This window comes from Chryseobacterium soli, assembly GCF_000737705.1.
GTDB classification, from domain to species: Bacteria; Bacteroidota; Bacteroidia; order Flavobacteriales; family Weeksellaceae; genus Chryseobacterium; species Chryseobacterium soli.
In genome coordinates this window covers 132,595-147,568 of sequence record NZ_JPRH01000012.1, presented here as the reverse complement: position 1 = coordinate 147,568, position 14,974 = coordinate 132,595, and the positions used below count along the sequence as shown (strand labels likewise).

Below are 14,974 nucleotides of genomic sequence, written 5' to 3'. Positions count from 1 at the left end.
TTGTCGACTCGAATTATGAACATTGCTCTATATACTATAGAACATTGCTCTACAGATAAATAGGTAAAAAATTTAATTACAATAAAATGCAACAGAACAACGGACTCGATAAAAGTCAAATGATTAGTTTTGCGGTTTTATGTTTGGTACTCTTCGGTTTTATGTTTTATTTCCAAAACAAACAGTCAAAAGAGGAAGAGATAAAAGCTCAGCAACAAAAGACTGAACAAGTTAAAAATGCTGTAAAACAAACTCAGGCAAGCAATATCAATCCAAATGTAACTCCAAATGAAATTCAGACGGCTGCTTTAGCAAACAATGAATTGAAGTTGGAATTTTCCAGCCTGGGAGGGCAGGTTTCTAAAGTAGAGCTGTCAAAATACAAAGCATACGATCATACATCGGATAGAGCAGATCTTCCGCTTTATCTTATCAATAAAAAGAACTCAAATTACGGGTTCCAGTTTAAAGATAAAACAGGGAAAGTAATTAATACCAAAGACCTTGTTTTCTCTCCGGTTGTTAAAGGAAATGCAGTAACCCTTACTGCTAATTACAACGGAGCGGTTATTCAGTTCATCTATACATTACTTCCTAAATATACCCTTGATTTTAAAGTAAGAACGCAAGGTCTTGCAGCGGTAACTTCTGATACCAAGGCAGATTTTATCTGGGATTATAATGTAAGAAATCTTGAAAAAGGACGTGCTCAGGAGCAGTCACACTCAGAATTCTCTTATGCGTTCAATAATTATAAATCATATGATTATGACGGAAGAACGACCATGGAGGAAGAAAAAGAAACCCTTAACTGGATTGGTGTAAAACAACAGTTCTTCACTTCAGTAATTGAAGCTAAGAGCGGATTTACGCACAGTAAAGGAAATCAGGAATCTATCGAAGAAGGAGAATATTTGAAGAAATTCAACTATGAAGGATTTGTTCAGATGACAGGTAGTGAACTTAACCAGGATTTTACCTGGTATTTTATGCCGCTTGATTTACCTCTGTTGAAATCTTATGATAAAAACTTTGATGAGATCTTACCATTAGGTTGGTCACTGATTGGTTGGATGAACCGTGGGTTCTTCATGCCAATGTATAACTTTATTGCGTCTTGGGGACTTACAGCAGGTTGGGTAATTTTCTTACTGACCATTATTGTAAAGCTGATTCTATCACCAATTATGTACAAGCAGCACAAGTTGAGTGCCATGATGAAAGTAATCCGTCCGGAAATTGATGAGGCGAATGCTAAATTCAAGGATGCAGATCCAATGAAAAAGCAGCAGGCAACAATGGAAATCTATCGAAAGGCAGGAGTGAATCAGATGGCGGGATGTTTGCCGGCGCTGGTACAGATTCCTATTTTCTATGCATTGTTCCGATTCTTCCCGAACTTTATTGATCTGAGAGGACAAGGATTCTGGTTTGCAAAAGACCTTACCGCTTATGATGACTTGATAAAACTTCCATTTAAAGTTCCATTCTTAGGAGATCACTTAAGTGTATTCGCTTTGGCATGTACTGTGGTTATCTTAATTTACACCATAATGACTTCAGGAAATATCCAACAGCCTCAGCAAGAGGGTATGCCTAACATGAAAGTGTTGATGTATATCTTCCCGGTTACATTCCTTTTCTTCCTGAATACTTCAGCATCCGGTCTTTCTTGGTATTACTTTATATCCAATGCCATTAACATCTTAATTATTCTGGTGATCAAATACTGGATTTTAGATGAAAAGAAAATCCATGCACAGATTCAGGCAAATAAAGAAAAGCCTAAAACTGAAGGCAAGTTCCAGAAGAGAATGAGAGAAATGATGGAGAAAGCTCAGGAACAGCAAAAAACAGTTGAGCAAAAAGGTAAAAAGAAATAAACTTACTTAATAACAAAAAGAGAAGCATTAATTAATGCTTCTCTTTTTTTATGTGTATAGCTGTAATGAATTATTTAATCATACTTTAATCTGAAAGACTGTCGGTGATGAATAGTCGGGCCATTCTTTATCAGGGCTTCCTGGTGTTTTTTGGTAGCATAACCGAAGTTGGTATTCCATCCATATTCCGGATGTTCTTCATGAAGCTCGATCATAAGCCGGTCTCTGTAATTTTTAGCCAGAATAGAAGCCGCAGCAATCGACAGTACTTTTGAATCACCCTTAATGATGCATTGATGAGGAATGAAATTGTAGGGATGAAATTTATTTCCGTCTACAAGAATAAGTTCCGGTCTTATGGTTAATTGATCCAATGCACGGTGCATGGCATGAATGCTGGCATTCAGTATATTATGCTCATCAATGAATGAAGGGGGTAGCTCTGCAATGGCATAATTCTTAACATTATCTTTGATGTAGCTGTCAAGCTCCATTCTTGTTTTGAATGTCAGCTTTTTGGAATCATCCACCAGGCTTTGTTTAAAACTATCATCTAAAATGACTGCGGCAGCAACTACAGGGCCACTCAGACATCCTCTTCCCACTTCATCACATCCTGCTTCGATATAAGCATTTGACCAGTTTTTTATCAAATCCATTGCAATTGTTTCTCTCTAAATATTGAGGGATAAAATTAAAAAAAATAAAATGTATTGGAGAATCCGTCATCATAAACTTTATTGAAATCATGTCGACTCAAATTATATGAAAGTCAAATTCTGAATTTTTTCGAGTGTTTGTCTCTATTTTTTCATTTCCTAAGACTTTTAGGCATTTTTTCTCTGTGAAAAAACATATGCATAGCATTGTTGTTTTATATGGAATGTTTATACTTCTTTAGTATTTTAAAGTACACACGGCTGAAAATCAGTTGTTAGTGAGTTATTTTCTTTTAAATTGTATAGATAATATCAATAATTATTATTGTTGCAATATTTCAAACAAAAGTGATATTTAAATAAATTGATTTTGTTAAAAAAATGTTTTTTAACTTAATTTAATATATTTTAAGCTGTTTTGATTGTGTATTGTTGAATAATTCGTATTTTTTTTGCATTTTGTTTTGTGTTGTTAATAAAGTTTTACAAATTTGTAGCACTACAAAATTAAATTTGATATGAAGAAACTAACAGCAGGTGTTCTTATTTTGGTGTTGTCTTCGTCTGTCGCTATTACGAAAGCTCAACAGAAGAAAAATGATACTATAGACACCAAAGAAATTGAAGGGGTGGTTGTTACCGCTCTCGGAATTAAAAGAGAGAAAAGATCTCTTGGTTATGCTACTCAAGAAGTAAAAGGAGAAGCCGTTAACAAAAATCCAACGACAAATTTCTTAAATAATTTATCTGGTAAAGTAGCTGGATTAGATATTAAACAGAGTACAAACTTTGGTGGATCAATAAACGTTGTAATTCGAGGATATAAATCATTACTAGATAATAACCAAGCTCTTTTTGTTGTTGATGGGGTACCTGTAATGAATAAAAATATTAATACAGTTAATCAAACAACGGGCCGTGGAGGGAGTGATTATGGAAGTTCGGTATCTGATATCAACCCTAATGACATTGAAACTATAAATGTTCTTAAAGGGGCTGCTGCGACAGCATTATATGGATCAAGAGCTCAAAATGGGGCAGTTATTATTACAACAAAAAGAGGAAAGAAAAATAAGGATGAATTAGGGATAGAATTTTCTACATCGCTCACAATGTCAACAATCGACAGATCCACTTTTCCTAAATATCAAACTCAATATGGGCAAGGGTACTATGGAACAAGTTTTAGTGCGACGCCATATCAGGGAAGCCCAAGAGTAGCATTTGGAAACGATGCATCTTATGGTTCTGCTTATGATGGTTCAATGGTATGGCAATATGGAGCCTTTATCCCGGGATCTGAAACTTTTGGACAAAAAACACCTTGGCGTGCTGCTAAAAATGGACCAATTACCTTCTTTGATACAGGAACTAATTATGTAAATAATATCTCATTGGGAGGGGCTAGTGATAAAGCTACTTACCGTTTTGGATACTCTAATACTGCTGCCACAGATATTATGCCAAATAGTGAATTGATTAAAAATAATTTTAGTGGTAATGCATCTTATAAATTAACAGATAATTTAACCGCTAACTTTTATGCTAATTATATAACACAAAAGACAAGGGGAAGAAATACAACAGGCTACAATGATAACATTATGAGTAACTTTAGACAATGGTGGGGAACTAACATTGATCTAAAAGAACTTCAACAGTTATATGGGATTTCCCACCAGAATTATACCTGGAATATGACCAGTCCTACAAATTTGACACCTGCATTCTGGGATAATCCTTATTTCCAAAGATTTCAAAATTATCAGAATGATACCAGAGACCGATTTGCCGGTAACTTCAGTTTAAATTATGATGTTTCAAAAGATTTTAATGTATTATTCAGAGCTGGTACCGATGGATATACAATGGTTACTGAAGAAAGAAAAGCGGTTGGTTCTTACACAGGAAATACTTTTGGTTTGAATGGAACTACCAATCAGCCGTCCGGATATGCTACAAGTACATACAGATTCTCTGAAACTAATTATGACCTTATTGGAACTTATAAGAAAAATTTAACTGAAGATTTTAGTATAAATGCATTATTAGGAGGAAACATTAATGTTCAGAAGGCATATGCTAATCAGCAATCTACATCAGGAGGTCTTTATATACCAGGGTTATACACCATTTCAAATTCAGCCTCATCACCTGTAAGACCTTTAATATCAGATCTTTCTAAATATGTGTATGGTGGGTTTGCACAGGTTTCTTTAGGGTATCAGAATACCTACTTTTTAGAAGGTACTTATAGAAGAGATCAGTCTACATCACTTCCTTCAACAAATGATGTGTATTGGTATCCATCATTATCTGCAAGTGTGGTATTCTCTAATTTAATAAAGGCAGACTGGCTTAACTTTGGAAAGATACGTGGTGCTTTCGCAGAAGTAGGTTCTGATACATCAGCAGATCAATTGAATAATAGATATTTTGTACAGCCTTCTTATGGAGATGTCCCAATATATGCTTATAACACATCTCTTCGAAATGCAGAACTTAGGCCTCAGAGATTAAAAAATATGGAATTTGGTGTGGAGGCGAAAATGTTTAAAAATCGTTTAGGATTTGATGTTTCATGGTTTCAAAATAAAGCCTTTGACCAGATTTTGGCATTACCAGTTTCTTTAGCAGGAGGAACTCTATCTAAAATTCAAAATACAGGTGAGCTTACTACTAAAGGATTTGAAGTTTCTATTAATGCTACTCCGCTTAAATCTAAAGATTTTTCTTGGGATCTTACTTTGAACTGGTCGAATCCATGGACAAAAGTAACATCCCTCTCTCCAGGTATCGAAAATATAACGATGAGTGGGGCGACTCCATTACAAGGTGGGGTAAGTATTAATGCTCCTCTAAATGGAGATTACGGATCTATCTGGACTACCGACTATGTGTATGACGGTAATGGAAATAAGATAGTAGGTCCGAACGGAATGTATTTGTCTACACCGCAAGCCACCTCTAACCAAGGAAGTTTCCAGGCAAAATGGATGGCCGGATTAAGCAATACAATTAATTATAAAAATTTGTCAGTTAGCTTTTTAATAGACTGGAAACAAGGAGGTAAAGTGTATTCATTAGATCAGTTTTATGGATATGGTACCGGTATTTATGATAATTCTGTTGGATTAAATGATTTGGGGAACCCTGTCAGAAATACCCTGGCAAATGGTGGAGGTCAAGTTCTGCCAGGAGTAATGTTACAAAACGGAGTGTACGTACCGAACACTATTAGATTGGACAGATCTCAGTCAAGTCAGGTATTGGGAACAGATTATCCAGGCTCTGCTTATGTATATGATGCCAGCTATGTGAAACTAAGAGAAGCTTCTATTACTTACCGATTTACGAAAGAAGTGCTGAACTCAAAATACATACAGGGCTTATCTGTAAGCTTAATAGGAAACAACCTTTGGATTATTCATAAAAATCTTCCATACGCAGATCCAGAAGCAGGATTGTCCTCTGGTAACTTACAGGGTTATCAGTCTGGAGTAATGCCGACCACAAGAAACATATCGTTTAATGTAAAAGTTAATTTTTAAATAATGAAAAAGTATATATTAACATTAGTTTTTGCATTATCACTAATAGGTTGTACGACCAGTGATGATGTAAATTTAGACCCACATGCAACTTATAATACGACCGCAGAATCATTGGTAACATATTCACAAAAAGAACTTAGCGACTATCTTAATACGCCAAACGTAAATGAAAATAATTTCAGGCTGACTATGCAATATGCTCAGGAAACTATTTATGTGAATGAAAGTAACTATGATTTTGCAAACCGAAATGTTTCCAATTCTGTTTGGCAGGATAATTATGTGAATGTTTTAAAAAACCTTGATCAGGCAAGAATAATTACGGAAGCATACCAGCCTTCTCCTTCCGAAAATGCGACTTGGCCAGTGGAAAAAGCAAATAAACTTGCAGCGATAGATATCATGAAAGTATTTACTTATCAGGTTTTAGTAGATACATTTGGAGATATACCCTACGTTCAATCTCTAGATATTGATAAATACCCTTTACCTAAATATGATAAAGCTTCAGATATATACGCTTCACTTATAACCAGACTTGAAACTGATTTAGTAAACTTATCTTCGTCAGGAACAGTTTTAAGAGGCGGTGATATTTATTTTAATAATGATAATGCAAAATGGAAGAAATTTGGTAACTCATTGTTGCTAAAGCTGGGAATTGCTCTGGCTGATATTAATCCTACTTTGGCTCAAACTACAATTAATAAGGCAATAGCAGGAGGTTTAATGACATCTTCAGCCGACAATTGTGAGTTTAAATATTTAGGAGCATCTCCTAATGAAAACCCAATCTTTCAAAGTACTGAAAGCCGCGATGATTTTGTAGGGGGAAAAACATTAGTAGATTTTATGAATAATACTAATGACAGTAGAATCACTAAATATTATGGAGACGTAAATGGTGCATATATTGGGCAAGTAATAGGGGCCCCTGCTGAATTTGCTGAATTTTCTCCTCTTGGAGAGTTTGCTTATACACCTACTACACCAGGTACTGTTATGAATTATACAGAAGTATTATTTTATCTAGCAGAGGCTGCTGCGAGATGGGGAATTGGAGGAAATCCTGCAACCTTATATAATCAGGCAGTAACTTCTTCCTTTACAGATTGGGGACTTGCTGCTGATGCTGCAGCATATATTGCAGCAAATCCTTATAATGCAGCGAATTGGAAAAAATCAATAGGAGAACAAGCTTGGGTTGCTATGTTTAATCAGCCAAAAGCATCTTGGAATTTTTATAGAAGATTAGATTACCCTGTATTATTAGCACCTCCAACAGCAATTAATAATGCCGAAGGTAAAGTACCAGTAAGAATGACTTATCCTTCATCAGAAGCTACTACGAATGGTACTAACTATGCTGCTGCTAGTGCTTCAATAGGGGGAGATAGATTAACAACTAAACTATTTTGGGACGTAAACTAAAAAATAGTATAATAAAAGAAACCGTCTTCGGGCGGTTTCTTATTTGTATAATTGACTGAAAGATTATTTTAATTAAACCTTAACAAAAGAAATATGAAAAATTTAAAAAAGATTTCAAATGAAAATTTGAAAAAAATTCAAGGCGGTTCAGCTCCAAAATGCTGCTTAGACTGGGATCCTAAAACAAAAAATTGCTCACAATGGGATTTTAATTGTCTTCCTTAATGTAATCTTAAAGGTCGTTTTCTGTGAAACGACCTTTTTTTATGTTTATTTACTTTTTATGTAGTATCAGTTAAAAAAATGTGAATATAAAATAACGGTAACTGCAACGACAGGATCACACAGGCATTCTCTATCTGCTTTATTATATTGTATTTAAACAGTCTTATCATGAATTTTAAATAAAGTGTATGAGATAATCTCAGGTAAGCTTAATAATACAATACTGCTGTGCCAAATTTCAATTTTCACTAGCACTTCGTATGTTTTTATTTAAAGAATTTTAACGATTTTAATCTTTTTTTAATAAAAATAATTATGCGAAGCATTGCTTTTTTTAGTTATCTAAATTCTTTAATTTGATTATTATTTTGTTTTAAATGATTGGAAATCAGAAATTAATAAATTTTTTTCCTATTCATTATTAAAATGTTATTAGCAATATCTATTGTTATCATATTTTCATGTATAAAAACATATTTAAATATCTTTTTTTGTAAAAAAACTATTATTGGCCTTATTTTTTATTTTTAATTGATATTATGTTGTATTTTATTGAATTATTCACATTTTTTAGCATTTTGTTTTGTGTTGTTGATAAAGTTTTACAAATTTGTATAAGTAAAATTAACTTGACAATGAAGAAACTAACAGCGGGTGTGCTTATTTTAGTATTGTCTTCTTCTCTAGCGGTAGCAAATGCTCAGCAAAAGAAAAAAGATACTATAAAAACACAGGACATAGAAGGTGTGGTAGTAACCGCCCTTGGGATTAAAAGAGAGAAAAAAACAATTGGGTATGCTACTTCACAAGTAGGAGGTGATGATTTGAAAAGATCAGGTGAATCTAATATTATCCAAGGGCTCGCAGGTAAAGCAGCAGGGATACAAGTTACAGGATCATCCGGTACACCGGGGGCATCCAGTAAAATATTAATCAGAGGTCAGAAATCAATTAATTTATCAAGCCAGCCAATTATTGTTTTGGATGGTCAGATTATTGATAACTCTGTCAATAATAATGCAGGACAGAACAGCAATTTAGCAGGTGTGGATGATTCTAACAGAGCTATTGATATCAATCCTGATGATATTGAGAGTGTGTCAATTTTGAAAGGAGGTGCAGCAGCAGCATTGTATGGTGAGAATGCCAGAAATGGAGTGATTATATATACCAGCAAAAAAGGAAGAAAAAGAAAAGGAATCGGAATAGATTTTTCTACCTCAACTTCATTTGATATGATTAGCCGCTTACCAGAGCTGCAAAAAACATATGCTGCCGGAACGAATGGTAAAACCTATCTTGCACCGGCACAATATGGTTCTGATGGTTCCATAATAGCTAACGGAACTAATCAAAGTTGGGGACCACTAATTTCTAGTGTACCAGGTCTCCAATCTTATGATAATGCAAAGAATTTTTTTGAAACCGGAATGACCAATAATTATAACCTTGCTTTGTCTGGGGGTGGAGATTATGGTAATTTCAGAGCATCTTTTGGACATATTGACCAAACAGGTATTATTCCTAATACATCACTTAAAAAAACAAGTTTTGGAGTAAATTCTGAATTTAATTTGACGGATAAGCTAAAAGCGGGTGCGGATATAAAATATTCAAATACCAACGGTTTAAGAGCACAAAAAGGAAGTAATACGGCCGGAGTAATGTTATCTTTATTGAGAACACCGGCATCCTATGACCTTAGAGATTATGAAACTGTACAGGGATATAATAAAAACTATTTTGGATCATATGACAATCCCTACTATACTGTAAATAGAAACCCTTACACAGATGAAACTAACAGATCAATAGTAAGTGGTCATATAACATACAATTACAGCAAAGCATTAAATATGTTGTTAAGAGCAGGGGTAGATACCTATACAACCCATGCACAGCAGAATTATTCGTTTTCTAGTAATGGAAATTCAACAGCAGACGGCACAGGGCAAGTGGTTGTAGATACCTATACGCAAAGCCAATATAATCTAGACTTACTTTTTAGTGGACTTGTCAATATAATACCTGACAAAATTACTTTAAATTATAATGTAGGAGGTCAGATAATATCTAAATTTGGAAACGATCAATATACTCAAGGGTCTACAATGTTAGAGCCTAATCAGTTTAACCTTTCCAACTTTACTACTTTTCTGGCAAATAATACAGATTCCAAACAAATTAAAAGAGGAGTATATGCTTCTGCAGAGTTAGGATTTTATGATCAGTTCTATCTAACACTGACAGGAAGAAATGACTGGAGTAGTACATTACCCAAACAAAATAGATCTTATTTTTATCCTTCTGTTTCGGGATCCTGGATATTTAACAAGACGCTTAATCTACCAAGCTGGGTAAATATGGGTAAGGTGAGAATGGCTTATGCAAGTACCTTTGCATCAGCTAATCCATACAATCTTACAACTACTTATAATAGACCAATCTATTTTGATACGTTTGGACCACAGTTAACAGCTCCATATTTGGGAGTAGGAGCTTACGGACTAACTACAATTGCGAAAAATCCGAATTTAAAGCCTGAACGTAATAAAGAATTTGAAATTGGATTGGAATTAGAGCTATTTAAGAGATTGCATTTGAATGCAAGTGCTTATAAATCTACCAATTATGATTTACTAATACAGTCGCCTGTACCTCCATCTTCCGGGTATCAGAATTATTTCACCAACGGACCAACGGTAGAAAATAAGGGATTAGAAGTAGAATTGGGATATGATATATTGAAAAACCAAAATTTCAGCTGGAGTGTCAATGTAAATTGGGCGAAAAATATAAATAAAGTAATTAATATACAAGACAATTTAAATTTCTCTAACGAAGGTGTTGATTTCTTTTCTGGTAATGTAGTTCCTGCAGTTATTAAGGGGCAGCCTTTAGGTGTTCTTTATGGTACAGCTTGGGAAAGAGATTCAGCAGGAAACTTAATTATAGGGACTAATGGACTACCGCTGGTTTCTGCTGAATCTCAAATTATTGGAAACCCAAATCCTGACTGGTTAGGAGGAATCAGAAATAATTTCAGTTATAAAAACTTGTCATTAAGTTTCTTATTGGATATCCGGAAAGGTGGAGATATTTGGAATGGAACCCTGGCAAGACTTAACAGACTTGGAGTTTCGCAGGCTTCTGCAGATAACAGATCTGCTACATATGTAATACCTGGAGTAACAGAATCCGGGGCCCCTAATACCGTAGTAATAGATAATAAAACATACTATACGAGTTTTGTAGGAGATGGATCTGGTAGTGCTAATGAGCAGCAGGTAGAAAAAAATATCAATTGGGTAAGACTAAGAGATGTTAGTTTATCATATAATTTCGGTAAGTTATTGTCTAATACGGAGTCTTTATCATTTATAAAAGATGCTCAGGTGACTTTCTCTGCCAGAAATCTATTTTTAATTACCAATTATAAAGGGGTAGATCCTGAAACTTCCATTGCTGGTGCAGCTTCTAATACCAATGGGTTTGATTATTTCAATAATCCCGGAACAAAAAGCTATACACTATCACTTAAATTTACTTTTTAATTATGAAAAAAATAATATACATACCTATAATAGTTGCGGGACTGTTTCTGAATTCCTGCCAGCATGAATTAGACACGTTTAATGAGAATCCTAACAGCCCTACAACAGTTACCTCCCCTAAAACTTTACTTACGGGAGCTGAAATTGGGACCATTAACAATGGGGCTGGTAATCTTACAAGAGAAATAAGTTTATTTACCCAGCATACTAATGGTAATCAATTTCAATCTTTGGATGCAACCAATTATTTTTTAACAGAGCTGGATAATGAAGGTGATTGGGCAAATATATACCAGGCAGGAGTAAATCTTAATCAGATTATTAAACAATTTGGTTCTGGTTATCCATATTATTCCGGAATGGCTAAAATATTAATGGCAATAAACATAGGTTATGCCACCGATGCCTGGGGAGATGTGCCTTTTACAGAAGCCTTCCAGGGGGACGCTAATTTTTCACCAAAATTTGATTCTCAGCAATCTGTAATTACCCAGATCCAAAGTTATTTGGATAGTGCAATTACAGATTTATCAAAACCTACAAGCGCTAACTTGGGCTTACCAGCATCTGATGATATATTTTATGGAGGTGATACAGATAAATGGAAAAAATTAGCCTATGCAATGAAGGCAAGGTATGCGATGAGATTAACGCAAAGAGACGGCAGTGCAGCCGCAGCTCAAAAAGCACTGAATTATTTGCAGAATTCATTTACCTCTAGCAGTGATAATTTAGTTGCTAAATTTGATGGTGGGAATAACCAAAATTTATGGTATGCATTTAATAACCAAAGAGGAGGTTATATGTCTATGGGTAAATATTTTGTTGATCTTTTACAAAATAATAGTGACCCAAGATTATCTTATTACGCAGCATTAGATGCTTCAAATGGGTATTCAGGTTCTGCTCCGGAAGATGCGAATAGCGATGCTTCTCCATTTGGAAGTTATTTTGCAGGAGGTCCTAGTACATCCAACATATTATTTAGCTACAGCGAAATAAAATTCATAGAAGCAGAAGCGCAGTTCAGATTAGGAAATACAGCATCTGCCCAAACAGCATTGAAGGCTGCGGTTAGCGCATCTTTAATAGATGTTACAGGGTCAGATAATTCGGCTTTTGCAACTACAGCTTCAGGTACTGTTTCACTACAGAATATTATTACCCAAAAATATTTGGCTTTGTTTACAACAATGGAACCTTATAATGATTGGAGACGTACAGGTTTTCCTGTATTGACGCCTAACCAGAATAGTCAGTCAAAAAAAATACCTCTGAGATTAATGACACCTAAATCAGAAAGAACATTAAATAATAATGCTACCGTTGTTAGTGATGTTAGTTCACCTGTTTGGTGGGATAATTAAACATAGTTGATCTTTTATAAACCGCCTCCGGGCGGTTTTTTTATTTTCGTATATTTTTATTTCAAATAAGGAAATAAAATCATTGGAGAAAATTTTCACTTTCAAAATGATATGGCAAGGCCATTCCTTGAGGCCATTAAAAATAAATAGTAAACATGAATATTAAAGATATGGTAGAAGAAAAAATTTCGGAAGTTATTGTAAATGTATATATTATTTATATTTGACTCACCATTAACAACAAAATATCTATGAAAAATTTAAAAGCACTTTCAAAAAAAGACCTTACAAAAATTCAGGGCGGACAGGCCCCTTTATGCTGCTTAAGCTGGAATCCAGTGTTAAGAGAATGCAGAAGGTGGGACGAGGGTTGTCTTAATCCTTAATAACTTTTTAAAGGCTTCATTTTATGAAGTCTTTTTTATTTCACTAAATTTGTATTTCAAAATCGGGAAATAAAATCGTTGGAGAAAATTTTCACTCTCAAAACGATAATTGATGAGGCCATTTCCTGAGGCCATGAAAAAATAAATAGTAGACATGAATATTAAAGATATAATAGAAGAAAAACTTTCGGAAGTTATTTTAAACGTATATCAGTTAAAAGATATTAAACTGGAAATTCAGGAAAATAAAACTGAATTTGAGGGCGATTTTACCATCGTTACCTTTCCATTGGTAAAACAGCTGAAGAAAAACCCTGAAAGTATCGGAGTTGAGCTGGGAGAAGCTTTAACGGAGCAGACTGATGTATTGGAAAGTTTTAATGTAGTAAAAGGTTTCCTTAACGTAAAAGTTAAAAATCAGTTCTTTATAGATAATTTCAGATCGGTGAGTGAAAACTTTTCAACCATAGAAAAGAAAAACGCGACGGTAATGGTAGAATATTCTTCTCCAAATACGAATAAGCCGCTGCATTTAGGACATGTGAGAAACAATTTATTAGGATTTTCTGTAGCTCAGATCTTAAAAGAAGCTGGATATAATGTCATCAAAACTCAGATCATCAACGATAGAGGAATTCATATCTGCAAGTCGATGCTGGCTTGGGAAAAGTTCGGACATGGAGAAACTCCTGAAACAACAGGTGAGAAAGGAGATAAATTTGTAGGGAATTATTATGTGAAATTTGATCAGGAATATAAAAAGGAAATTGCTGAACTTGTTGAACAGGGAATGACTGAAGATCAGGCTAAAAAAGAAGCTCCGTCGATGAAGGAAGCTCAAAAGATGCTGTTGGACTGGGAAAATGGAGATGAAAAAGTAAGAGCACTTTGGAATGAAATGAATTCATGGGTGTACAAAGGTTTTAATGAAACCTATACAAGACTGGGAGTTGATTTTGATAAAATTCAGCATGAAAGCAATACCTATATTTTAGGAAAAGATCTTATTCAGACAGGCCTTGATAAAGGAGTTTTATACCAGAAGGAAGACGGTTCCGTATGGTGTGATCTTACCGACGAAGGATTAGATCAGAAATTGTTGTTGCGTTCAGACGGAACCTCTGTATATATGACACAGGATCTTGGAACTGCGGTAGAGAGATTTAAAGACAACGATATCCAGAAGCTGATCTATACCGTAGGAAACGAGCAGGATTACCATTTTCAGGTATTGTTTAAGATATTGAAAAAACTGGGATATGCATGGGCAGATCAGTTATTCCACCTTTCTTACGGAATGGTAGAACTTCCGAACGGAAAAATGAAATCCCGTGAAGGAACCGTAGTAGATGCAGATGAATTGATGCAGGAAATGCACGACACCGCAGCACAAAAAGCAACAGATAACGGAAAACTGGAAAACCTTAGCGATGAAGATAAAAAAACGTCTTATGAAACCATAGGAATGGGAGCTTTGAAGTATTTTATGCTTAAAGTAGATCCTAAGAAAAAAATGCTGTTCAATCCTTCAGAAAGTATTGAATTTAATGGAAACACAGGTCCGTTCATTCAGTATACCTATGCGCGTATTCAGTCTTTAAAGGCTAAAGCAAACTATGAATATAAAGATATTTCTGAAGTAGCTGTAAATCAATCAGAAAAAGAATTGATCATGCAGTTGGCGAATTATAAGGCAATTGTAGAAAAAGCAGCAGAATCATTGAGTCCGGCTTTAGTGGCGAATTATGTATATGATGTAGTGAAATCTTATAACTCATTCTATCAAAGCAACCCGATCCTGATTCAGGAAGATGAAAATAAAAAACAGTTCCTTTTAAATCTTTCAGATGTAACAGGGAAAGTAATCCAGAAATCCTTATCTCTTCTGGGAATAGAAACGGTCAACAGAATGTAA

At 34.7% G+C, this 14,974-nt stretch carries 9 protein-coding genes; 8 read left to right on the top strand and 1 reads right to left on the bottom strand.

Annotation, left to right across the window (positions count from 1 at the left end):
* Positions 1-86: 86 nt before the first annotated feature.
* Positions 87-1,883 (top strand): membrane protein insertase YidC, encoded by a 1,797-nt coding sequence (gene yidC, locus IW15_RS20420; protein WP_034715164.1) that lies wholly within the window; start codon positions 87-89, stop codon positions 1,881-1,883.
* A gap of 74 nt (positions 1,884-1,957) precedes the next feature.
* Here the strand turns inward: yidC and IW15_RS20415 are convergent, their stop codons facing one another.
* Positions 1,958-2,542 (bottom strand): ribonuclease HII, encoded by a 585-nt coding sequence (locus IW15_RS20415; RefSeq protein ID WP_034715162.1) that lies wholly within the window; start codon positions 2,540-2,542, stop codon positions 1,958-1,960.
* Positions 2,543-3,060: 518 nt separating this feature from the next.
* Here IW15_RS20415 and IW15_RS20410 point away from each other — a divergent pair.
* From IW15_RS20410 to argS, 7 genes are all read left to right on the top strand, one after another.
* Positions 3,061-6,093: a SusC/RagA family TonB-linked outer membrane protein gene (locus IW15_RS20410; protein WP_034715161.1), complete on the top strand. Its 3,033-nt coding sequence runs from the start codon at positions 3,061-3,063 to the stop codon at positions 6,091-6,093.
* A 3-nt stretch (positions 6,094-6,096) separates the two neighbouring features.
* A complete protein-coding gene (locus IW15_RS20405; RefSeq protein WP_034715159.1) occupies positions 6,097-7,527 on the top strand; it encodes a SusD/RagB family nutrient-binding outer membrane lipoprotein in 1,431 nt (476 codons plus the stop codon).
* Positions 7,528-7,620: 93 nt separating this feature from the next.
* Positions 7,621-7,752, top strand: coding sequence for a bacteriocin-like protein (locus IW15_RS23145; RefSeq protein WP_262483680.1), 132 nt, complete (start codon positions 7,621-7,623; stop codon positions 7,750-7,752).
* A gap of 635 nt (positions 7,753-8,387) precedes the next feature.
* The gene (locus tag IW15_RS20400) at positions 8,388-11,306 is read left to right on the top strand and encodes a SusC/RagA family TonB-linked outer membrane protein (protein WP_034715157.1); all 2,919 of its coding nucleotides are present in this window, start codon (positions 8,388-8,390) and stop codon (positions 11,304-11,306) included.
* 2 nt (positions 11,307-11,308) lie between these two features.
* Positions 11,309-12,673: a SusD/RagB family nutrient-binding outer membrane lipoprotein gene (locus tag IW15_RS20395; protein ID WP_034715156.1), complete on the top strand. Its 1,365-nt coding sequence runs from the start codon at positions 11,309-11,311 to the stop codon at positions 12,671-12,673.
* A gap of 251 nt (positions 12,674-12,924) precedes the next feature.
* Positions 12,925-13,059: a hypothetical protein gene (locus IW15_RS23140; protein ID WP_262483679.1), complete on the top strand. Its 135-nt coding sequence runs from the start codon at positions 12,925-12,927 to the stop codon at positions 13,057-13,059.
* Positions 13,060-13,213: 154 nt separating this feature from the next.
* The gene (gene argS / locus IW15_RS20390) at positions 13,214-14,974 is read left to right on the top strand and encodes an arginine--tRNA ligase (RefSeq protein ID WP_034715152.1); all 1,761 of its coding nucleotides are present in this window, start codon (positions 13,214-13,216) and stop codon (positions 14,972-14,974) included.